The organism is Enterobacter sp. N5-15, assembly GCF_057221635.1.
The window spans coordinates 4,441,324-4,463,200 of sequence record NZ_CM170150.1 but is presented as its reverse complement, the minus strand read 5'-3'; the positions used below and the strand labels follow the sequence as shown (position 1 = coordinate 4,463,200).

Here is a 21,877-nt window from a genome sequence, read left to right as displayed (position 1 = left end):
TTCAAGGAGAAGCGGATGAAACAGTTTTTGATTGCTCCCTCAATTCTGTCGGCCGATTTTGCCCGCCTGGGTGAAGACACCGCCAAAGCTCTCGCGGCTGGCGCAGATGTCGTCCATTTCGACGTTATGGACAACCACTACGTCCCGAATCTGACCATTGGCCCAATGGTGCTTAAGGCATTGCGTAACTATGGCATTACCGCGCCGATCGACGTTCACCTGATGGTGAAGCCTGTCGATCGCATCGTGCCTGACTTCGCCGCAGCGGGTGCCAGTATCATCACTTTCCATCCGGAAGCCTCTGAACACGTAGACCGCACGCTGCAGCTGATCAAAGAGAACGGCTGTAAAGCAGGGCTGGTGTTTAACCCGGCCACGCCGCTGAGCTATCTCGACTATGTCATGGACAAGCTGGACGTGATCCTGCTGATGTCCGTGAACCCAGGCTTTGGCGGTCAGTCGTTTATCCCCCACACGCTGGATAAGCTGCGTGAAGTGCGCCGTCGTATTGATGAGTCAGGTTACGATATTCGTCTGGAAGTGGACGGCGGGGTGAAAGTGAATAACATTGGTGAAATTGCGGCAGCGGGCGCGGATATGTTCGTTGCAGGTTCGGCAATTTTCGACCAGCCGGATTACAAAAAAGTCATTGATGAAATGCGCCGTGAGCTGGCGAAGGTAAGTCATGGATAAATTGCAGGCAATTCGGGGTGTGGCATTCGACCTCGACGGCACGCTGGTCGACAGCGCGCCGGGCTTAACGAGCGCCGTAGACCAGGCGTTGTACGCTCTTGAACTGCCCGTTGCGGGCGAAGAGCGCGTAGTGACGTGGATTGGCAACGGTGCCGATGTTCTGATGGAGCGCGCGTTGACGTGGGCTCGCCAGGAGCGCGCGTCGCAGCGTTCCGCGCAGGGTAAACCGAGCGTGGATCACGCTGATATCCCTAAGGACGAGCAGCTGCGTATTCTGCGTAAACTGTTCGATCGTTTCTACGAAGAGACCGTCGAGGAGGGCAGCTTCCTGTTCCCGGACGTTCAGGAAACGCTGAGCGCGCTGCACGCGAAGGGCCTCCCGCTGGGGCTGGTGACCAACAAGCCAACCCCGTTCGTTGCGCCTCTGCTGGAAGCGCTGGATATCGCGAAGTACTTCTCCGTGATTGTGGGCGGCGATGACGTGCAGAACAAAAAGCCGCATCCGGAACCGCTGTTGCTGGTGGCAGGAAAATTATCCTTAACGCCTGCGGAGCTGCTCTTTGTCGGGGATTCGCGCAATGATATTCTGGCTGCCCGAGCGGCAGGGTGTCCTTCCGTCGGATTAACCTATGGCTACAACTACGGTGAGGCCATCACGCTAAGTGAGCCGGATGTGGTCTTCGACCACTTCAAAGATTTGTTGCCCGCACTCGGGCTTTCGCACAGTGAACATCAGGAATTGAATAATGACTAAGCCCATCGTTTTTAGTGGCGCACAGCCTTCAGGTGAATTGACCATTGGTAACTACATGGGTGCGTTACGTCAGTGGGTCAGCATGCAGGATGACTACCATTGCATTTACTGCATCGTCGATCTCCACGCGATTACCGCGCGTCAGGATCCTGAGAAGCTGCGTAAAGCCACCCTGGATACGCTGGCGCTGTACCTGGCCTGCGGCATCGATCCTGAGAAAAGCACCATCTTCGTTCAGTCTCACGTGCCAGAGCACGCGCAGCTGGGCTGGGCGCTGAACTGCTACACCTATTTCGGCGAGCTGAGCCGCATGACCCAGTTCAAGGATAAATCCGCGCGCTACTCTGAAAACATCAACGCCGGCCTGTTCGACTATCCGGTGCTGATGGCGGCGGACATCCTGCTGTATCAAACCAACCAGGTGCCGGTGGGTGAAGACCAGAAGCAGCATCTGGAGCTGAGCCGCGATATCGCCCAGCGCTTTAACGCGATTTACGGCGATGTGTTCAAAGTGCCAGAGCCGTTTATTCCAAAATCCGGCGCGCGCGTGATGTCGCTGCTGGAGCCGACCAAGAAGATGTCCAAGTCTGACGATAACCGCAACAACGTTATTGGCCTGCTGGAAGATCCGAAATCCGTCGTCAAAAAGCTCAAGCGCGCGGTCACCGACTCCGACGAGCCGCCTGTTGTGCGCTACGACGTGCAGAACAAAGCGGGCGTCTCCAACCTGCTGGATATCCTCTCCGGCGTGACCGGCCAGAGCATTCCTGAGCTGGAGCAGCACTTCGAAGGCAAAATGTACGGCCACCTGAAAGGTGAAGTGGCAGACGCCGTTTCCGGGATGCTGACCGAGCTTCAGGAGCGCTATAACCGCTATCGCAATGACGAAGCTTTCCTGCAGAAGGTGATGAAAGACGGCGCAGAAAAAGCCAGCGCGCGCGCGTCCGAAACCCTGAAAGCGGTGTATGAAGCGATTGGGTTTGTCGCGAAGCCGTAAGTCTGCTTGCCGGGTGGCGGCTTCGCCTTACCCGGCCTACGGACAGTGTAGGTCGGGTAAGCGTTAGCGCCACCCGACAAAGAAACCGCTCCGCACCAACAAAAAAACCGGGAAAGCCCCGGTTTTTTTACGCCTGAAAATCGCTTACTGCTGCGCCGCCGGGCCGCAACCGCCGATGATCTTCGAAATGGAGATCGCCGGGTGCAGCAGGTAATCATAACTGCAGTTATTTTTGGTGTTCTGTACGTGACCGGTGCAGGCAGTCAGAGTCGATAACAGGCCAACCAGAACGGCGGCTTTTGCCAGTTTGAACATACGCATTCCTTGTCTTAAAAACGAAAATTGGATGTAACTCAAGGGAATAAAGGGAAAAGTTCCACTTCGGGGCGGTATGTTATCGACAGCGGTAAGAGGGGAGTAGTCCGCTTAAGGACTACTCCGGAAAGGAAGAATATGCGTTAGTGATTCGAGAACCAGTTCAGCTTGTCGCGCAGTTCAACCACACGACCCACCACAATCAGCGCCGGGCTTTCAACCTGCTGCGCCAGCTCGCCGAGCTGCGTCAGTACGCCATTCACCACGCGCTGCGTAATGGCGGTGCCGTTTTCCACCAGCGCGACCGGCATATCTGCCTCCATGCCGTGCTCCAGCAGCTTCGCCTGGATGGTCGCGGCCTGGTTCAACCCCATGTAGAACACCAGCGTCTGCTTTTCGGCGGCCAGGTTATGCCAGTCCAGCTCGCTGCCGGTTTTCAGGTGGCCCGTCACCAGACGCACGCTCTGGGCGTAGTCGCGGTGGGTCAGCGGAATGCCAGAGTAGGCTGAACACCCGGATGCCGCCGTAATGCCCGGCACGACAGAGAACGGAATGCCCGCGTCACACAGGGTTTCCAGCTCCTCGCCGCCGCGCCCAAAGATAAACGGATCGCCGCCCTTAAGACGCACCACTCGCTTACCTTTCTGCGCCTCGCGCAGGAGGATCTGGTTAATCTCCTCCTGCGGCACGCAGTGGTAGCCCGCCCGTTTGCCGACGAATACGCGGTCGGCGTCGCGGCGCACCAGGTTCATGATGTCATCGGAAACCAGGCGATCGTAAACCACGATATCGGCCTGCTGGATCTGCTGCAGTCCTTTCAGCGTCAGCAGGCCCGCATCTCCCGGCCCGGCCCCGACCAGCACCACTTCGCCGCGATGGTCCAGCGGCTCGCTCAGGAGCCGTTCGGTCGTCTCTTCAACGGCTTTGGTGTCCTGATTGGCCAGCGACTGCGCCAGCCTGTCGTTCACAAAGAATTTTTCCCAGAAGCGACGGCGCTCGCCCACGGTCGTGAAGGTTTGCTTCACGCGTGAACGCAGCTGCCCGGCGTAATGGGCAATCTGACCAAGATGCTGGGGCAACAGGGCTTCCAGCTTTTCCCGCAGCAGGCGGGCGAGAACCGGCGAGCGTCCGCCGGACGACACCGCAATCATCAGCGGCGAGCGGTCGATAATCGACGGCATGATAAAACTGGCCTCTTTCGGCGCATCCACCACGTTGCAGAAAATTCGGCGCGCTTCGCAGGCGTCGCTGACGCGCTGGTTCACTTCATCGTCATCCGTTGCGGCAATGGTCAGCCAGCAGGTATCCAGCAGGGAGACATCAAACTCTCCCTGTTCCAGCGTGAGCATCCCTTCCTGGGCCCATACCTCAAACTGTGGGGCAAAGGCGAGGGCGTTAACGGTCAGTCGGGCGCCAGCTTCTAACAGCAGGCGCGCTTTGCGTTCGGCCACGTCGCCGCCGCCCACGAGCAGGCAGTCGCGGTTGCGTAATTGACAAAAAATTGGCAGGTGATCCACGACGTTACCTCGCAGCATTCATGGAGGGGGTAAGAATTGACGTCAGGATAACAGCAGGGATCGTACAGAACATACGACTTTCCTGCCGTTATCCCTAAAAGGGTGGGGGATTAGCCTTTCAGCTGCACCTTGCCGTCCTTCACGCGAACGTCATAGTGCTTCACTGAATGACTCTCATCTTCCATGCAGTAACCGTCGCTTAAGCGGAAACGCTGCTTTTTCAACGGACTGGCAACCCACAGCTCCCCCTGATGTTCGGCAATCAAGCCGCGGGAGAGCACGCTGGCCTCAAAGAACGGGTCGATATTGCTGATGGCAAAAACCTGTTCATCGTGGCGAGGGCGGAAAATCGCGACCTGTTCTTTGCCCAGCAGCGCGCACACGCCGGTGGCGGGGATGATGTCGTTAATATCGCAAATGTTTATCCACTGGCTCATGCGTTTTCCTCCACCAGCGTGACCGGAATACGTTCATACGGCGTTGCCGGACGATGCTGTTCACGCTCCGGCACAACCTGTACGTTCGGGTCGCGCTGGGTGCTGTTGATAAAGTGTTTGAAGCGCGTCTGCGCCGCCGGGGTGTTGACGGTTTCTGTCCACTCGCAGATCACCGCCTCGCGAAGGCGCGCCATCTCGGCTTCCAGATGTTCGTTCAGACCCAGCTTGTCGTCGATGATCACCGATTTCAGGTAATCGATGCCGCCTTCCAGATTATCGAGCCAGGAAGCGGTACGGGTCAGCTTATCGGCGGTACGGATGTAGAACATCATGAAGCGGTCGAGGTACTGAATCAGCGTGTCGCGATCGAGATCCGCCGCCAGCAGGTCCGCATGGCGTGGCTTCATCCCGCCGTTGCCGCAGACGTAAAGGTTCCAGCCTTTCTCGGTGGCGATGATACCCACGTCTTTACCCTGCGCTTCCGCGCATTCGCGGGTACAGCCGGAGACGCCGAACTTCATTTTGTGCGCAGTGCGGATGCCTTTGTAGCGGTTCTCCAGCTCCACGCCGAAGCCCACGCTGTCGCCGACGCCGTAGCGGCACCAGGTGCTGCCCACGCAGGTTTTCGCCATACGCAGCGCTTTGGCGTACGCGTGGCCGGTTTCGAAGCCGGCTTCAATCAGCTGACGCCAGATTTCCGGCAGGTCGTCTTTCTGCGCGCCAAACAGGCCGATACGCTGGGAGCCGGTGATTTTGGTGTACAGATTAAATTCACGGGCAATACGGCCCACGGCCACCAGCCCTTCCGGCGTAATTTCGCCACCGGCGGAACGTGGAATAACGGAGTAGGTGCCGTCTTTCTGGATGTTGGCCAGGAAGTTGTCGTTGGTGTCCTGCAGCGGCGTATGCTCGGGCTTGAGCACGTACTCGTTCCAGCAGGAGGCCAGCAGGGAGCCGACGGTCGGTTTACACACTTCGCAGCCGTAGCCCTGCCCGTGCTTCGCTAGCAGTTCGTCGAAGGACTTAATGCCCTCCACGCGGATCAGGTGGTACAGCTCCTGGCGAGAATACGCGAAGTGCTCGCACAGGTTGTTGTTCACTTCGATGCCCTGTTTCGCCAGCTCGGCGTTCAGCACCTGAGTGACCAGCGGAATACAGCCGCCGCAGCCGGTACCGGCTTTGGTTTCGGCTTTCAGGGCCGCAACGGTGTGGCAGCCTTTGTTGATGGCGGAGATCAGCATGCCTTTGGTGACGTCGAAGCAGGAGCAAATCTGCGCGCTATCCGGCAGTTTATCCACGCCGATAGACGGTTTGCCGCTGGACGCGTGGGCCGGGAGGATCAGCGCGTCCGGGTTTTCCGGCAGTTCGATGGCGTTCAGCACCAGCTGGAGCAGGTTGCCGAAGTCGCTGGTGTCGCCCACCAGCACCGCACCGAGCAGGGTTTTATTGTCCTGGCTGACGATGAGGCGTTTGTAGACTTCTTTGCTTTCGTCGAGATAGACATAGCTGCGGGAATTCGGGGTGCGGCCATGCGCATCGCCAATACCGCCCACGTCCACGCCCAGCAGCTTCAGCTTGGCGCTCATGTCTGCACCGGTAAACGCGTTTTCGCTGCCGAGGATATGGTCCACGGCGACCTGCGCCATTTTGTAGCCCGGCGCCACCAGGCCGTATACGCGGTTGTTCCAGCTGGCGCATTCGCCGATGGCGTAGATATCCGGATCGGAGGTCTGGCAGGCGTCGTTGATCATGATCCCGCCGCGCTGCGCCACGGCCAGACCGCACTGGGTCGCCAGCTTGTCGCGCGGACGAATACCGGTGGAGAAGACGATAAAGTCCACTTCCAGCTCGCTGCCGTCGGCAAAGCGCATGGTTTTGCGCGCTTCAGTCCCTTCCTGCACGATCTCTTTGGTGTTCTTGCTGGTGTGAACCTTCACGCCCATGCTTTCGATTTTACGACGCAGCTGGTCGCCGCCCATATGGTCCAGCTGTTCGGCCATCAGCATCGGGGCAAATTCGATGACGTGGGTTTCAACGCCGAGGTTTTTCAGTGCGCCAGCCGCTTCCAGGCCCAGCAGACCGCCGCCGACAACCGCACCGCGTTTGCTTCGGCGCGCGCAGGACTCAATGGCGTTGAGGTCTTCAATGGTACGGTAGACGAAGCAATCCTGAGTTTCCGAGCCTTTGATCGGCGGGATCCACGGATAGGAGCCCGTCGCCATGATCAGCTTGTCGTAAAAAACCGTACGCCCGGCGCTGGAGTGGATCACTTTTTCCTGACGGTTGATGGTGATAGCGCGTTCGCCCACCAGCACTTTTACGCCATGCTTCTCGTAGAAACCTTCCCGCACCAGAGAGAGCTCTTCGGCGGTATGATGGGAGAAGTAGGAAGACAGGTGCACACGGTCGTACGCCTTGCGGGGTTCTTCACAGAACACGGTAATATCGAACTGCTCAGCATCGGCCTTATCGAGAAGATCCTCAATAAAGCGGTGGCCGACCATGCCGTTACCGATGATAGCGAGTCTGACTTTGCTCATTATTGCCTCGATTTCTTTTCTATTATTGCCTACCTTAACGATTCAGCAGGGGCGCTTATTGATGCAAATCAAATACGTCTTCGCCTACTCCTTAGGTGGTATGCGACTGATTTGTCAGGATTTTTATAAGTGGCGGAAATCGCAGGCTTTTCGTGCCCGTTGAATTTGTGTACAAATCAGGGGCGGTTTTGCCAAAATTGATACGCCTGAATATCAGCGGCGTTTTTTAGGGGAAGGGTATGTCTACAACACCGTTATGGCTTGTTCAGAATGTTCGTTTACCGGGTCGGGAAGGGCTGTGGCAACTCGCCATTGAGAACGGGCGATTTGGTGACATCACCCCGATGGACGACACCCACGCCGAAAGTTATGAAGTATTGAACGCGCGCGGCGGGCTTGCTATCCCGCCGTTCATTGAGCCGCATATCCATCTTGATACGACCCAGACCGCGGGTGAGCCGAACTGGAACCAGTCCGGCACGCTGTTCGAAGGCATTGAGCGCTGGGCGGAGCGCAAGGCGCTGCTCAGTCATGAGGATGTGAAAGCGCGCGCCTGGAAAACGCTGAAGTGGCAAATTGCCAACGGCATCCAGTTTGTCCGCACCCATGTGGATGTCTCCGACCCGACGCTTACCGCCCTTAAGGCGATGCTGGAGGTGAAGCAGGAGGTTGCCCCGTGGGTGACGCTGCAAATCGTCGCGTTCCCGCAGGAAGGTATTCTCTCTTACCCGAACGGCGCGGCGCTGCTGGAAGAGGCGTTAAAGCTGGGGGCCGACGTGGTGGGGGCGATCCCACACTTTGAGTTCACCCGCGAGTATGGCGTGCAGTCGCTGCATATCGCTTTTGAACTGGCGAAGAAGTATGACCGTCCGCTGGATATCCACTGCGATGAAATCGACGACGAGCAGTCGCGGTTTGTCGAGACGGTGGCCGCGCTGGCGTATGAAGCAGGTATCGGCACGCGCGTGACGGCCAGCCACACCACCGCCATGCACTCCTACAACGGCGCTTACACCTCGCGCCTGTTCCGCCTGCTGAAGATGTCGGGGATTAACTTCGTCGCTAACCCGCTGGTGAACATCCACCTGCAGGGGCGCTTTGATGATTACCCGAAACGCCGCGGCATCACCCGGGTGAAAGAGCTCCAGGAAGCGGGCATTAACGTCTGCTTTGGTCACGACGACGTCTTCGACCCGTGGTACCCGCTCGGCACCGGCAACATGCTGCAGGTGCTGCATATGGGGCTGCACGTCTGCCAGATGATGGGCTATCCGCAAATCGACAGCGGCCTGAATCTCATCACCCATAACAGCGCCCGGACCTTTGGCCTGAGCGATTACGGCATTAAGACGGGGAACCCGGCGAACCTGATTATTCTGCCCGCGGAGAGCGGGTTTGAAGCGGTGCGCTGCCAGGTGCCGGTGCGCTGGTCGATTCGTCAGGGACGGGTGATCGCTACGACGCAGCTGGCGCAGACGTGGATCCAGACGGACGTCGGGGGAGAAGAGGTAAGCTTTGCCAGAAACAGCCCCTCTGCAGAGCGCAAAGGGGCGTAAGGGTTAGTGAGACGCTGCTGCCGCGTTGTGCTGGCGGTGGCGGGTCACGAAGCCCAGGATGAAGCACATGATGAACACCACGGCATACAGACCGTTGGCGGTGTGCAGCGCCGCCAGCGGGCCGCTGTGGGCCACGATCGGGCCAGTGACCACGAAGGTCAGCATGGTGCCGATGGTGCCGCAGGTCAGGACGAAGTTAACCAGCTTCGGCGAGGCCACTTTGGTCTGCAGGGAGCCCAGGGTGATGATCGAGGTATAAATGGCGCTGGAGAAGAAGCCCAGAGTCAGAATAAACCACGGCATATGTTCCGGTGAACCGTTGATGAACAGGTACATCAGTACGGTCGCCATACCTGCCAGCACGGTCAGAATGCGCTGCAGGTCGAAGAAGCGCAGGATGAAGCTAAACGCCCACATGCCGAACATGTAAGACATCCAGAAATCGCTCACCAGTTGACCCGCATCGTTCAGGCTCATGCCCAGACCTTTGGCGTATTCCGGTACCCAGGAGATAAAGCCCAGCTGGCCCAGGATGTAGCACAGGGCGGCAACGGAGAGGAACAGCACGCCGATGCCCCACTTTTCTTTCGCAACGGGCTCTGCGGTGGTTTGCGCTTTCTTGCCCAGCACCGGGAATTCGCAGCCGAAGGTCAGAATAAAGATCGCCACATAGACCAGACCAATGCAGGCATAGACCCAGTACCACTCGATGCTGCGCGCCAGCAGAACGGCCGCGACCATCGGGAAAATCATACCGGCCATGCTGAAGAAAGAGTCGGTAAACAGCAGGCGCGCGCCGCGCTGGCGGCCTTCATACATATGGGTAATCAGGAACGTACCGATCGACATGGTGATCCCGCTGACCAGACCGAGCACGAACATGGCGGCTGAGAACAGCGCGATGCTGTGGCTCAGCATCAGGCCCGCCACGGCGGCGACCATCAGCACAAAGCCAAAACGCAGCTGGGTTTTCAGCGGGACGATTTCCATCAGCCAGGCATTCAGGAAGATAGAGATCAGGATCCCTGCGTTGAGGAAGGTGAAGGTATTACTCATGCTGGAAACGGGCAGCTGGAAGTAGTCTGCGATATTCCCCATCACCATCCCGGTGACGATCACCAACGCGCCGGTCAGGGCGTAGGAGAAGAAGCTGATCCATGTGAGCTTGATGCGATTGCTGTTAGTCATGTCTGGCCTGTTCAGAAAAAGAAAAGCGCCCAGGGGGCGCTGAGAGCGGGCAGATTTTAGACATTAAAGTGATCTATTCATATCTTTTAAGAGAAATTAGAAGTTCATTACATGGTTTTGTGTGATCGCGATCACACAAAAAGGCGCTAAAGCCAACCGTTTGCGCGGTTACAACTGTTTCAATTTCGTAAAATTAGGTAAAAGGCTGGTCTCCGTTCATACTGCTCTTTAGAATCAAGCCATTCGCTTTTTATACTGCGCTTTGTTAAGGAATTCTCATGCTCAAATCAACACTGGCGGCTGTCGCAGCTGTGTTTGCTCTTTCTGCCGTTTCCCCTGCTGCGCTGGCAGCCAAAGGGGACCCTCACGTTCTGCTGACCACCTCCGCCGGGAACATTGAGCTGGAACTGAATAGCCAGAAAGCTCCGGTTTCTGTGAAAAACTTCCTCGACTATGTGAACAGTGGTTTCTATAACAACACCACCTTCCACCGCGTGATCCCGGGCTTTATGGTGCAGGGCGGCGGCTTCAACGAGCAGATGCAGCAGAAGCAGCCGAACCCGCCTATTAAAAACGAAGCGGACAACGGCCTGCTGAACAAGCGCGGCACCATCTCCATGGCGCGTACCGCGGATAAAGACAGCGCGACCAGCCAGTTCTTCCTCAACGTGGCGGATAACGCCTTCCTCGACCACGGTCAGCGCGACTTCGGCTATGCCGTTTTCGGTAAAATCGTGAAAGGGATGGACGTGGCCGACAAGATTTCTCAGGTGCCTACTCACGACGTCGGTCCGTATCAGAATGTGCCGTCAAAACCGGTGGTTATCCTCTCCGCGAAAGTGCTGCCGTAATCTTCTTAAATACGGGCGATCCTCGCCCGTGTGATTTAGCCCTCCCTGCGAAAGCGCGTTTTGCTGCTTATACTTGTGGCAAACGGACTATTCAGGGAGGCGTTAAGTGAAAAAACTCACCGACAAGCAAAAATCCCGTTTCTGGGAGCAGCAGCGTAACGTCAATTTACAGGCCAGTTGTCTCCTTGAAAAAGGTAATGGTCCCTCAGAACCCCATATTGAGACGCTGGAGCTTGGGCCTTCCGCGCCCGGGTTGCCCCATCTGTGCCTTATTCATCGTCATTTGTACCGCAGCGAGATGAAGCGGGCAGGCGAGCTCCGTACCGACGATATTTTTAAAGGGGATATTCCCTTCTGCCATTTTGAGTACATCGAGAAGATGGGCAACGAGCTGATGGCGGCGCTGGAAAGCGAAAAGTATCTTGTGGGACTTGAGAAAGCGGCGTTTGTTGACCGGGTTAGCCACTATTACTGCGAAATCAACATGCTGCATCCCTTCATGCGCGGCAACGGTATTGCCCAGCGCGTTTTCTTCGAGCAGCTGGCGCTTCACGCGGGCTACGCGCTGGACTGGCGTGATATCGATCCCGAGCAGTGGGTGGCGGCTAACCGAAGTGGCGCAACGGGAGATTTAACCGCGTTAAACGCTATCTTTGCCAAAGTAGTGAGCGAAGCGCGGGAATTTGAGTAGAATAGGGCGGCATTTTTTTCGGGAGCCGCCATGATTCTGCTGATTGATAACTACGATTCCTTCACCTGGAACCTTTACCAGTATTTTTGTGAACTGGGTGCAGAGGTGGTTGTCCGCCGCAACGACGAGATCGATCTCGACGATATCGACACGCTGGCTCCGCAGAAAATCGTGATTTCTCCGGGGCCGTGTACGCCGTCGGAGTCGGGTATTTCTCTGGATGTGATCCAGCACTATGCCGGCAAGCTGCCGATCCTGGGCGTCTGCCTGGGCCATCAGGCGATTGCCCAGGCGTTTGGTGCCACCATCGTGCGCGCCGCCAAAGTGATGCATGGTAAAACCTCTCCGGTCACCCACACCGGCACCGGGGTATTTACAGGGCTCAATAACCCGTTAACCGTGACGCGCTACCATTCTCTGGTCATTGACCCATCGACGCTGCCCGCCTGCTTTGAGGTGACCGCCTGGAGCGATACCCAGGAGATTATGGGGATTCGTCACCGCGAATGGGACCTCGAAGGCGTGCAGTTCCACCCGGAAAGCATCCTCAGCGAACAGGGCCACGCGCTGCTGGCAAATTTCCTCAATCGCTGAATATCTGTTGCCTTGTTGTGATTTTTTATGCATATTTTGTGATTATATTTTCACAATCACTGTGACATAAAATGGATGGTCATGACATGGCAACTGAACAACCAGCAATTACCCGCGCGACATTTGATGAAGTGATCCTGCCGATTTATGCACCGGCTGAATTTATCCCGGTGAAGGGAAAGGGCAGCCGCGTCTGGGATCAGCAGGGTAAAGAGTATGTGGATTTCGCGGGCGGTATTGCGGTCACGGCGCTGGGTCATTGCCATCCCGCGCTGGTGGAGGCGCTGAAAACCCAGGGCGAAACCCTGTGGCACACCAGCAACGTGTTCACCAACGAACCGGCGCTGCGCCTGGGACGTAAGATAATCGATGCCACCTTCGCCGAGCGCGTGCTGTTTATGAACTCCGGCACCGAGGCTAACGAAACCGCTTTTAAGCTGGCGCGCTACTACGCCACCACGCGCCACAGCCCGTACAAAACCAAAATCATCGCCTTCCACAATGCCTTCCACGGACGCTCCTTCTTTACCGTCTCCGTTGGCGGCCAGCCGAAGTATTCCGACGGGTTTGGCCCGAAGCCGGCCGACATCGTCCACGTGCCGTTTAACGATCTGCATGCGGTGAAAGCGGTGATGGACGACCATACCTGCGCGGTGGTGGTCGAGCCAATCCAGGGTGAAGGCGGCGTGACCGCGGCAACCCCGGAATTCCTGCAAGGGCTGCGCGCGCTGTGCGACGAACATCAGGCGCTGCTGGTCTTTGATGAAGTGCAGTGCGGGATGGGGCGTACCGGCGATCTGTTCGCGTATATGCACTACGGCGTGACGCCGGATATTCTGACCAGCGCTAAAGCGCTCGGCGGTGGTTTCCCGGTGAGTGCGGTACTGACGACGCAGGAGATCGCCTCCGCGTTCCACGTCGGCTCTCACGGCTCTACCTACGGCGGTAACCCGCTGGCGAGCGCCGTGGCGGGCGCCGCATTCGACATTATCAACACGCCGGAGGTGTTGAACGCCGTGAGCGCGAAGCGCGAGCTGTTCGTAAAACACCTGCAAAAGATTGATGAGCAGTACGACGTGTTCAGCGAAATCCGCGGGATGGGGCTGTTGATTGGCGCCGAGCTGAAGCCGCAGTACAAGGGCCGCGCGCGTGATTTCCTGCACGCCGCCGCGCACGAAGGGGTGATGGTGCTCAATGCCGGGCCGGACGTGATGCGCTTTGCGCCGTCGCTGGTGGTGGAAGACAGGGATATTGAGGACGGGTTAACCCGCTTTGCCGCGGCGGTCGCGAAGATCGTAAAAGGCTAATACGGCGTCCGCTTTAACACGCGCGTTAACCAAACGCCATGATGCGGACGCTGACGCCATGCCACCGATGAAATGGTGTGCATGGTGTTCAGATGCCCGAGAACGCGCTGCAAATGCTGCTCCAGCGTGCTCATTGGCCCGTGGGTCAACGTCTCCGGCGCTTCCAGAATGTTCGAATCTCCCGACTCACCCGGCGAGTCATACTCCAGACGCTGCTGACAGCGCTGCAGCGCAATTTCACACGACTGCAAATAGCGCTGCGCCAGATCCGGCGTCAGCATCGTGTGCTCGCGCGCCAGCGTGGTCATGGCGTTAATGTGCTCGACGATAAACTGGCTGTGCGTCACCCAGAGCTTCATGTCTGCAAGATAGTGCGAGTTAAAGCCCGGCTCCTGCATCGCCTGGTTGAGTGAGTTAAACAGGGCGTTGTGCGCCTGGTTGACCTTCATTCGCTGATAGGCCAGCGGGGAGGGCTGCGGGTCGTCGCTCAGGATCAGGCGAATGGCCTGCTGGTCGGCTTCCAGGGCATCGTGGGCGTTCTGGCGCAGCAGTCCGCTTTGCCACTGCGGCCACAGCCAGACCATGCCGCCAAAGGCAATCAGACAGCCGATCAGGGTATCAATCAGCCTGGCGACAATAAACTGTTCGCCATTGAGCGTGAGCAGCTGCAGGGTATATACCGCCGTCACCGTAAAGCCCACCATCGCCCAGCCGTAGTTTTTGCGGATAATCAGGTAGCTCACCAGCGTAACCGCCAGCATGCCTGCCAGGGTATAGCCTTCCGGCACGTGGAAGTGCAGCGTCACGCCCGCAATGATCAGCCCGGCCATCGTTCCGCCAGCCCGATGCAGAATACGCACCCGCGTGGCACCGTAGCCGTTCTGGGTGACAAAGAGCACGGTCATTAAGATCCAGTAGGGTTTCGGCAGGTGCAGCGCCATGCCCATCAGGCTGGCGGTACTGAGCATAACGCTAATCCTTGCGGCGTTGCGCAGGGCGGACGATTTAAGAGAAAGATAGCTTTTGAGGGCGGGCAATAGCGGAAGCCGTTTCTGCTTATCCGCCATCAGGTCGCGGGGATAAAGCGGGCGCTGCGTGCGCAACACGCGGGCGATGCGGCTGAAGTGCCAGGCGGCAAACTGGCCGACGGGGTTATCCGGATGCTGACGGGCGATTTTCTCCAGCGCGCCCAGCTGCTTATCCATGTTAAAGCGCGTCGGGTAGCGGTGGTAGAGAATATCGTCGGCCAGCACCCGCAGGCGTGCGGACACGGTTTGCGCGTTCCAGCGGATCACCGCTTCGGCGTGGCTGCGCTCGACCAGCTTTTGCACCTCCTGCGGGTGGTGCAGGCTAACGGAGATATGCTCCTGCAGATCCAATCCGACCTGGAAGGTGCGCAGCAGCCGTTTGTACTCGTGGTTCTTGTTGGCGGCGAGCATATGCAGCTGCTGATAGCACTGGCTAATCAGATCCACCACCTTCTGCTGGCGCGTCAGCAGCGGCGGTAAGGACTTTTCCGGATCGGTATGCTGGGTGAGCAGGGTGTATTTGGCTTCGCAGTAATCCGCAAGCTGCACATAGAGCAGGCTCAGGGATTCACGCAGCGGCTGTTCGCGCCACAGCCAGAACCAGAACCAGTTAAACAGCCCGTACCACAATGTCCCCAGGGCGTAGATCAGCAGCGGCTCCCACACCGGCATATTCCCGGCGAGGCTCAGCGTGAAAATGGCCGCAATCAGCGAGGCGGGAAGCAGGCGGGCGTGCAGCGAACTGATTTCCGCCGTGACGCCGAGGGTCATCGCCAGCACGGTCAGGATCAGCGGCAGCGGGATATCACGAGCCAGTAACAGCTGTACGGCGAGGCTACAGCCCGCAAACAGGCAGCCGCCGATAATCAGGCGTTTGAAAAAGCGCTTATGCGGCGTGTCCAGACCGGCAATGTTGCAGCAGGCGGGCACGAGGGAAAACAGCAGGCCTTGCTGAAGATGTCCGAGGATCAGACCTATGGCCACAGGAAGACACAACACCAGCGTTTGTCGCAGTGCGTAGTTAACTTCCGGGTGATAGATCAGCCTGCGCCACATGGGGAGTAGAGACAAAAACGGCGTGACACCTTGCGATGGCACGCCGTTTAAGCGGAATTAACGCGTTCCGTAGACCACGATGGTTTTACCGTGGGCGGAGATCAGGTTTTGATCTTCCAGCATTTTCAGGATACGGCCCACTGTTTCACGGGAGCAACCGACGATCTGACCAATTTCCTGACGGGTAATTTTAATTTGCATGCCGTCCGGGTGGGTCATAGCGTCTGGCTGTTTCGCCAGGTTCAGCAGGGTTTGTGCGATACGGCCGGTAACGTCCAGGAAGGCGAGGTTACCCACTTTTTCTGACGTGACCTGCAGACGGCGCGCCATCTGGGAAGAAAGACGCATCAGGATGTCAGGGTTAACCTGAATCAGCTGACGGAACTTCTTGTAAGAAATTTCAGCCACTTCACATGCTGTCTTTGCACGAACCCAGGCGCTACGTTCCTGGCCCTCTTCAAACAGGCCCAGTTCACCGATGAAATCGCCCTGGTTCAGATAAGAAAGGATCATCTCTTTCCCTTCTTCATCTTTGATCAGCACTGCCACCGAGCCTTTAACGATGTAATACAACGTTTCCGCTTTTTCACCCTGGTGAATCAGCGTGCTCTTTGATGGGTACTTATGAATGTGGCAATGAGACAAGAACCATTCGAGAGTCGGGTCTGTTTGCGGTTTGCCAAGCACCATGCGCTGTTATCCTCTGTTATAAGCTGTCACCAGAGTCATCAGATGCATCCGGACTCTGGGGTTGCAATCGAATTCTTACCCATACCCTGGGAAGTCGGCTACCGTAACGTTTCGCAGCCAGTAAAGTTTGATGTCCTCTGCATACATGTGTAACGTCAATGTATTACTGTAGCATCCAGAGTGTTTTAGCATAGCTTTCGCCGCGTGTCTCCTGGTGTCTCGCTTCAGCATGATGCAGGTCGCCTTCCATTGCGAGAAATGTAACGCACGCGTAATCTGTCACCAAAAATGCAACGTTGGAGTTTAAGAATATGCAAGCGCGCGTGAAATGGGTTGAAGGTTTAACGTTCCTGGGCGAGTCCGCGTCAGGACACCAGATTTTGATGGACGGTAACTCCGGCGATAAAGCGCCAAGCCCAATGGAAATGGTGCTGATGGCGGCAGGTGGATGCAGCGCAATTGACGTGGTGTCGATTCTGCAAAAAGGTCGTCATGACGTCACGGATTGTGAAGTCAAACTCACGTCAGAACGTCGCGAAGAGGCGCCACGCCTGTTCACCCATATTAACCTGCACTTTGTGGTCACCGGTAAAGAGCTGAAAGACGCGGCGGTCTCGCGTGCGGTGGACCTGTCTGCGGAGAAGTACTGCTCTGTGGCGTTAATGCTGGAGAAAGCGGTAAAAATCACGCATTCGTATGAAGTGATCGAGGCCTAATTATTTGGGCATCGTGCGTGTTGATGCCCTCACCCTAACCCTCTCCCACAGGGAGAGGGAACATGTTCACGCGATCTGCTTCCCTTCCATCAGTCGCTCCACCAGCGGCGTCATGATGAGCTCCATCGCCAGCCCCATTTTTCCGCCCGGCACCACTAACGTATTCATGTGCGAAATAAACGAACCCTGCAGCATGGCCAGCAGCCAGGGGTAATCAATGCCGTCGAGGTTGCGGAAATGGATCACCACAAAGCTCTCATCCAGAGACGGGATACTTTTGGCGGCAAACGGGTTGGAGGTATCCACCGTCGGCACGCGCTGGAAGTTGATATGGGTGCGGGAAAACTGCGGCGTCAGGAAGTTAATGTAATCCTCCATGGAGCGCACCACGGAGTCCATCACCGCTTCGCGAGAATGGCCGCGCTCGCTCATGTCACGCGTCAGCTTCTGGATCCACTCCAGGTTAACGATAGGGACCACGCCGACCAGCAGATCCACGTGGCGGGCCACGTCGTGTTGAGGGGTGACCACGCCACCGTGCAATCCTTCGTAAAACAGGACGTCGGTGGGTTCCGGCAGCGGTTGCCACGGGGTAAAGGTTCCCGGCACCTGATTCCAGGGAACGGCTTCATCATAGGTATGCAGATACTTGCGGGACTGCCCTTTGCCGCTCTGACCGTACTCGATAAAGGTTTGTTCCAGCAGGCCGAAGTCATTGGCTTCCGGGCCGAAGTAGCTAATGTGTTTACCCGAATCGCGCGCCTTACGGATGGCCATGTCCATTTCCGGGCGCGTGTAGCGGTGAAAGCTATCGCCTTCGACCTCCGCCGCACGGAGATTCAGCTGGGCGAAAATCTTGCGAAATGCGAGGCTGGTGGTGGTGGTTCCCGCACCACTCGACCCCGTAACGGCAATAACCGGATGTCTGGCAGACATAGCAACTCCCTGACTGAAAAGGGTGGAAGATCAGCCGTGAAACGCGTTGCGGGGCATGATATTGACCGTCTCATGCAGTTCTGACCACACCAGCAGCACGTCGCCGCTTTTCAGCTGGCGCTTAACATCGTTGACCTTTTGCTCAAGCGAGCGTTCCTGTTCACCATAATCGGTGCCTTCGCGTAATACAAAGCTTTCAATCAGATTATCGAGCGTTTCGGGAGCCAGATCCTGCCAGGGAATAATCATTTTGCACCGTCCAGATAAGGAGTTAGCCAGTCAGGAATACGCGCCTCAAGCCACATTTTCGGGCGGCGCAGCGTGCCGCCGATAAACCCGACGTGGCCGCCGTGCTCGGTCAACTGATAGTGAACGTTGTCGGGCAGAAACTCCTGAGCGGGGATCGAATGATGATCCATAAACGGGTCATCTTTGGCATGAATAATCAGCGTCGGCTGCGTGATCTTGCTGAGCAGCGGCATGGCGCTACACTGACGATAATAGTCAATCGCATCGGCGAAGCCGTGGATTTTCGCGGTGATCAGGTCGTCGAACTCGCGAATACGGCGCACCTTTTTCAGCTGGCGGAGGCTGACCGGCAGGGTATCCGGGTAGGCCTTCAGCTTACGCGCCGCGTTGGCCTTCAGCAGGTTGAGCAGGTAGCGCTGATAGACGCGGGAAAAGCCTTTATCCATGTGGTAGCTGCACTGCTCCAGCATAAACGGCGCGGAGACAATGACGGCGGCATCCAGCGGTACGCTTTCGCCCTCTTTGGCCAGCAGACAGGCCAGCATATTTCCGCCCAGCGAGTAGCCCACCGCGGCGGTTGGCACGGTGCCAAAGTTGTCCCGCAGCCAGTGTAAAAACCACGTTCCGTCTTCGGTTTCACCCGAGTGATAAATGCGTTTCTGACGATTCGGTTCGCCGCTGCAGCCGCGAAAATGCATCACCACGCCCAGCCAGCCGCGCGCTTTTGCCGCCTCAATTAATCCATGCGCATACGGGCTGTGCAGGCTGCCTTCCAGGCCGTGAAAGACCACCAGACGCGGCTTATGGCGGGCCTGTTCCGGCGCTTCGCTCCAGGCGAGATCCAGAAAATCACCGTCTGGCAGGTCAAGCCGTTGCCAGTGCGGGGTGAACTGAACCTTGCGGCGGATCAGTCGCGGCAGCATGGTCTGCAGGTGGGGGTTAGCCACGCCGCGCATGGGCACGAACTCGGTGCTGTCTTCGGCCGCAATGTCGAAGTCTGATGGAATGATTTGGGTCATAAGGGCGATGCTGATTCTTGTCAGAAATTTACGGTACTTTCCGAATTGTACCCCGTTTAGCCTGGTTTTCCGAAACATGAACTGATCCCGATCACAAATCTTTACCTTGATTATTACTCTCAGGCTAATGATTCCGCTCTACGCTTAATTGATGCCTTTCTCACCAGAGCGCACACTTTACTCAACGTTAAGCAAATCAAAATGATTAGCTGAATCAGGAGGTTAATAATGTTATCTGGGCAAACACCCACCCGGCAATGGAACACGCGACGCAGCGAAAAAGCGCGTCGTCTGGCCTCCGTACCGGTGCAGGGCAAGGTACTGCCAACCGGCGATCTTGTCGCCATGCTGGAAAAATTAATCGCGCCTGGCGACAAGGTCGTTCTGGAAGGGAACAACCAGAAGCAGGCGGATTTCCTTTCCCGCTCGCTCGCCGAAGTGAACCCGCAAATTGTCCACGACCTGCATATGATCATGCCGAGCGTCGGCCGCAGCGAGCATCTGGACATCTTCGAGAAAGGCATCGCCCGCAAGCTGGACTTCTCCTTCTCCGGGACGCAAAGCCTGCGTATTTCGCAGCTGCTGGAAGACGGTCAGCTCGAAATCGGTGCGATTCACACCTACATCGAACTTTACTCACGCCTCTACGTCGACCTTTCGCCCAACGTGGCGCTGATTGCCGGTTTTAAAGCCGACCGCAAAGGCAACCTCTATACCGGGGCGAGTACCGAAGATACCCCGGCGCTGGTGGAAGCCGCCGCGTTCCACGACGGCATCGTCATCGCGCAGGTGAACGAGCTGGTGGACGACGAGTGCGAGCTGCCGCGCGTGGATATTCCGGGCTCCTGGATCGACTACGTGGTCGTTGCGGACAAACCGTTCTTTATTGAACCGCTGTTCACCCGCGACCCGCGCCTCATTAAGCAGGAGCATATCCTGATGGCGATGATGGCCATCAAAGGCATCTACGCTGAGCACCAGGTGCAGTCCCTGAACCACGGTATCGGCTTTAACACCGCGGCGATTGAGCTGCTGCTGCCCACCTACGGCGAACAGCTCGGCCTGAAGGGCAAAATCTGTAAACACTGGACGCTGAACCCGCATCCGACGCTGATCCCCGCCATTGAAAGCGGCTGGGTGGAGAGCGTGCACTGCTTCGGCGGCGAGCTGGGGATGGAAGAGTACATCCGCGCCCGTCCGGACGTGTTCTTTACCGGTGCCGACGGCTCAATGCGTTCCAACCGCGCCTTCTGCCAGCTGGCAGGCCAGTACGCGGTGGATATGTTCATCGGCTCTACGCTGCAGGTTGACGGTTACGCCAACTCCTCAACCGTAACCCGCGGTCGTCTTTCCGGCTTCGGCGGAGCGCCAAACATGGGCCATGACCCGCACGGTCGTCGCCACGCTACCCCGGCCTGGCTGAACATGATCACCGAGCCTGACCCGATGCAGCGCGGTAAAAAACTCGTCGTGCAGATGGTCGAAACCTTCCAGGCTGGCGTGAAGCCAACCTTCGTGGAAAAACTCGATGCCGTTGACGTGGCGAAAGCCTCCGGCATGCCGCTGGCACCGGTGATGATTTACGGCGATGACGTGACCCACGTGCTGACGGAAGAGGGGATTGCCTACCTCTACCGGGCGAAAGATCTGGAAGAGCGTCGGTCCATGGTTGCCGCCGTCGCGGGGATCACCGATATCGGCCTGGGCGTTGACGCCAAACGCGTGGCGGAACTGCGCCAGAGCGGCAAGGTGGTGTACCCGGAAGATATGGGGATTCGCCGCACCGACGCCACCCGCTCTCTGCTGGCTGCGGGCAGCGTGTCAGACCTCGTGGAGTGGTCCGGCGGTCTGTATAACCCACCTGCGAAATTCCGGAGCTGGTAATGAAACTTCTGCCCCAGATTCAGGTTGAAGGCGGTGCCGAATGGCTGGCGCGAACCGCCACGCAGTGTCTGATTGACGAAGCACGTTTAAGCCCGAAACCCGGTCTGGTGGACAGTCGGGGGAACGGCGCGCACCACGATTTATCCCTTGCGCTGATGGAGCGCTCCGCGCGCAGCCTGACCCCCACGTTTCAGGCGCTGGCGCAGCAGAGCTGGCTGCGTCCGGCAGATATTGCGCTTCGGCAAACCGTTGGCCGTCTTGGCCGCGAAGGCGAACAGCAGATGATGGCGGCCACCGACGGGGTGAATACCCATCGTGGCGCGATCTGGGCGCTGGGAGTGCTGGTGAGCGCGGTGGCGATGCTGGGCGGGAAGGCAACTGCGCAGGTCGTCGCGAATACCGCCGCTCAGCTGGCGAAACTCCCGGACGAGGCGGCACCGAAGGTGTTCAGCAAAGGTCTGCGCGCCACGCACCGCTACCGCGTGCCGGGCGCGCGCGAAGAGGCGCAGCAGGCGTTCCCGCACGTTATGCAGCGCGCACTGCCGCAGCTTCGCCTCAGCCGTCTGAACGGCAGCAGCGAGGCGCAGGCCAGGCTCGACGCGCTGATGGCCATCATGACCTCCCTCACCGACACCTGCGTGCTGTCGCGCGCCGGAATGGAGGGGCTGGACGCCATGCAGAACGGTGCCCGTGCGGTACTGAACGCCGGAGGCTGTGCAACGGCGGCGGGCCAGCAGGCGCTGGCGAGCCTGGACCGCCAGATGCTCTCGCTCAACGCTTCACCGGGCGGCGCTGCCGACCTGCTTGCCGCCACGCTGTTTCTCGACCGCGTCGAAACGCCTTATTCAAAGCATTAAGA

At 57.8% G+C, this 21,877-nt stretch carries 21 protein-coding genes; 11 read left to right on the top strand and 10 right to left on the bottom strand.

Going from position 1 to position 21,877, the window contains the following annotated elements:
- The first annotated feature begins 15 nt into the window (after window positions 1–15).
- Genes rpe through trpS form a run of 3 tightly spaced genes read left to right on the top strand, consistent with a single transcriptional unit; the run spans window position 16 to window position 2,444 of the window.
- Entirely contained in the window at window positions 16–693 is a 678-nt protein-coding gene (gene rpe / locus AC2TE5_RS21200) for a ribulose-phosphate 3-epimerase (protein ID WP_024907923.1), read from the top strand.
- Window positions 686–1,447 (top strand): phosphoglycolate phosphatase, encoded by a 762-nt coding sequence (gene gph / locus AC2TE5_RS21195; RefSeq protein WP_121426114.1) that lies wholly within the window; start codon window positions 686–688, stop codon window positions 1,445–1,447. The genes rpe and gph overlap by 8 nt, the downstream gene beginning before the upstream one ends.
- Entirely contained in the window at window positions 1,440–2,444 is a 1,005-nt protein-coding gene (gene trpS, locus AC2TE5_RS21190; RefSeq protein WP_010436358.1) for a tryptophan--tRNA ligase, read from the top strand. The genes gph and trpS overlap by 8 nt, the downstream gene beginning before the upstream one ends.
- Before the next feature lie 144 nt (window positions 2,445–2,588).
- Here the strand turns inward: trpS and AC2TE5_RS21185 are convergent, their stop codons facing one another.
- From AC2TE5_RS21185 to nirB, 4 genes are all read right to left on the bottom strand, one after another.
- Window positions 2,589–2,759, bottom strand: a complete 171-nt coding sequence (locus tag AC2TE5_RS21185) for a YhfL family protein (RefSeq protein WP_008503029.1) — start codon at window positions 2,757–2,759, stop codon at window positions 2,589–2,591.
- 143 nt (window positions 2,760–2,902) lie between these two features.
- Window positions 2,903–4,276, bottom strand: a complete 1,374-nt coding sequence (cysG, locus tag AC2TE5_RS21180; RefSeq protein ID WP_484612307.1) for a siroheme synthase CysG — start codon at window positions 4,274–4,276, stop codon at window positions 2,903–2,905.
- Window positions 4,277–4,386: 110 nt separating this feature from the next.
- The gene (gene nirD, locus AC2TE5_RS21175; protein ID WP_029740471.1) at window positions 4,387–4,713 is read right to left on the bottom strand and encodes a nitrite reductase small subunit NirD; all 327 of its coding nucleotides are present in this window, start codon (window positions 4,711–4,713) and stop codon (window positions 4,387–4,389) included.
- Window positions 4,710–7,253 carry a nitrite reductase large subunit NirB gene (nirB, locus tag AC2TE5_RS21170; protein WP_484612306.1) on the bottom strand — a complete coding sequence of 848 codons (2,544 nt, stop codon included), beginning with the start codon at window positions 7,251–7,253 and terminating at the stop codon, window positions 4,710–4,712. Before nirB ends, nirD begins: the two co-directional genes overlap by 4 nt.
- Window positions 7,254–7,492: 239 nt before the next feature.
- Here nirB and AC2TE5_RS21165 point away from each other — a divergent pair, with 239 nt between their 5' ends.
- Window positions 7,493–8,809 carry a cytosine deaminase gene (locus AC2TE5_RS21165; RefSeq protein ID WP_484612305.1) on the top strand — a complete coding sequence of 439 codons (1,317 nt, stop codon included), beginning with the start codon at window positions 7,493–7,495 and terminating at the stop codon, window positions 8,807–8,809.
- A 3-nt stretch (window positions 8,810–8,812) separates the two neighbouring features.
- Here AC2TE5_RS21165 and tsgA read toward each other — a convergent pair whose 3' ends face one another.
- A complete protein-coding gene (tsgA, locus tag AC2TE5_RS21160; RefSeq protein ID WP_121426109.1) occupies window positions 8,813–9,997 on the bottom strand; it encodes an MFS transporter TsgA in 1,185 nt (394 codons plus the stop codon).
- A gap of 278 nt (window positions 9,998–10,275) precedes the next feature.
- Between tsgA and ppiA the strand changes: the two genes are divergently transcribed.
- The 4 genes from ppiA (at window position 10,276) to argD (ending at window position 13,440) form a co-directional block, all read left to right on the top strand.
- Window positions 10,276–10,848, top strand: coding sequence for a peptidylprolyl isomerase A (ppiA, locus tag AC2TE5_RS21155; RefSeq protein WP_023309471.1), 573 nt, complete (start codon window positions 10,276–10,278; stop codon window positions 10,846–10,848).
- A 106-nt stretch (window positions 10,849–10,954) separates the two neighbouring features.
- A complete protein-coding gene (locus AC2TE5_RS21150) occupies window positions 10,955–11,539 on the top strand; it encodes a putative adenosine monophosphate-protein transferase Fic (protein ID WP_484612304.1) in 585 nt (194 codons plus the stop codon).
- 30 nt (window positions 11,540–11,569) lie between these two features.
- Complete coding sequence (gene pabA / locus AC2TE5_RS21145; RefSeq protein WP_213329128.1) at window positions 11,570–12,133, top strand: aminodeoxychorismate synthase component 2; 564 nt, start codon at window positions 11,570–11,572, stop codon at window positions 12,131–12,133.
- Between the two features lie 86 nt (window positions 12,134–12,219).
- Window positions 12,220–13,440, top strand: coding sequence for a bifunctional acetylornithine/succinyldiaminopimelate transaminase (gene argD, locus AC2TE5_RS21140; RefSeq protein WP_484612303.1), 1,221 nt, complete (start codon window positions 12,220–12,222; stop codon window positions 13,438–13,440).
- On the opposite strand, the gene AC2TE5_RS21135 is transcribed toward argD, so the two are convergent.
- Together AC2TE5_RS21135 and crp are read right to left on the bottom strand one after the other, a co-directional pair.
- Window positions 13,437–15,524, bottom strand: coding sequence for a YccS/YhfK family putative transporter (locus tag AC2TE5_RS21135; RefSeq protein WP_213329142.1), 2,088 nt, complete (start codon window positions 15,522–15,524; stop codon window positions 13,437–13,439). The two genes, argD and AC2TE5_RS21135, sit on opposite strands and share 4 nt — an antisense overlap.
- Before the next feature lie 57 nt (window positions 15,525–15,581).
- Window positions 15,582–16,214, bottom strand: a complete 633-nt coding sequence (gene crp, locus AC2TE5_RS21130; RefSeq protein ID WP_000242758.1) for a cAMP-activated global transcriptional regulator CRP — start codon at window positions 16,212–16,214, stop codon at window positions 15,582–15,584.
- A 311-nt stretch (window positions 16,215–16,525) separates the two neighbouring features.
- Between crp and AC2TE5_RS21125 the strand changes: the two genes are divergently transcribed.
- Window positions 16,526–16,930, top strand: coding sequence for an OsmC family protein (locus AC2TE5_RS21125; protein WP_008503018.1), 405 nt, complete (start codon window positions 16,526–16,528; stop codon window positions 16,928–16,930).
- Window positions 16,931–16,996: 66 nt separating this feature from the next.
- Here AC2TE5_RS21125 and AC2TE5_RS21120 read toward each other — a convergent pair whose 3' ends face one another.
- From AC2TE5_RS21120 to AC2TE5_RS21110, 3 genes are read right to left on the bottom strand one after another with little or no spacing between them, the layout of a single operon-like run.
- Window positions 16,997–17,866: a phosphoribulokinase gene (locus tag AC2TE5_RS21120; RefSeq protein ID WP_032662303.1), complete on the bottom strand. Its 870-nt coding sequence runs from the start codon at window positions 17,864–17,866 to the stop codon at window positions 16,997–16,999.
- Between the two features lie 30 nt (window positions 17,867–17,896).
- On the bottom strand, window positions 17,897–18,115 hold the full coding sequence (locus AC2TE5_RS21115; protein ID WP_063144226.1) for a YheU family protein: 219 nt from the start codon (window positions 18,113–18,115) through the stop codon (window positions 17,897–17,899).
- Window positions 18,112–19,134, bottom strand: a complete 1,023-nt coding sequence (locus tag AC2TE5_RS21110) for a hydrolase (protein WP_029741379.1) — start codon at window positions 19,132–19,134, stop codon at window positions 18,112–18,114. Before AC2TE5_RS21110 ends, AC2TE5_RS21115 begins: the two co-directional genes overlap by 4 nt.
- Before the next feature lie 228 nt (window positions 19,135–19,362).
- Here AC2TE5_RS21110 and mdcA point away from each other — a divergent pair, with 228 nt between their 5' ends.
- Together mdcA and AC2TE5_RS21100 are read left to right on the top strand one after the other, a co-directional pair.
- Entirely contained in the window at window positions 19,363–21,018 is a 1,656-nt protein-coding gene (mdcA, locus tag AC2TE5_RS21105) for a malonate decarboxylase subunit alpha (RefSeq protein ID WP_484612302.1), read from the top strand.
- Window positions 21,018–21,875 carry a triphosphoribosyl-dephospho-CoA synthase gene (locus AC2TE5_RS21100; protein WP_484612301.1) on the top strand — a complete coding sequence of 286 codons (858 nt, stop codon included), beginning with the start codon at window positions 21,018–21,020 and terminating at the stop codon, window positions 21,873–21,875. Before mdcA ends, AC2TE5_RS21100 begins: the two co-directional genes overlap by 1 nt.
- Window positions 21,876–21,877: the final 2 nt, after the last annotated feature.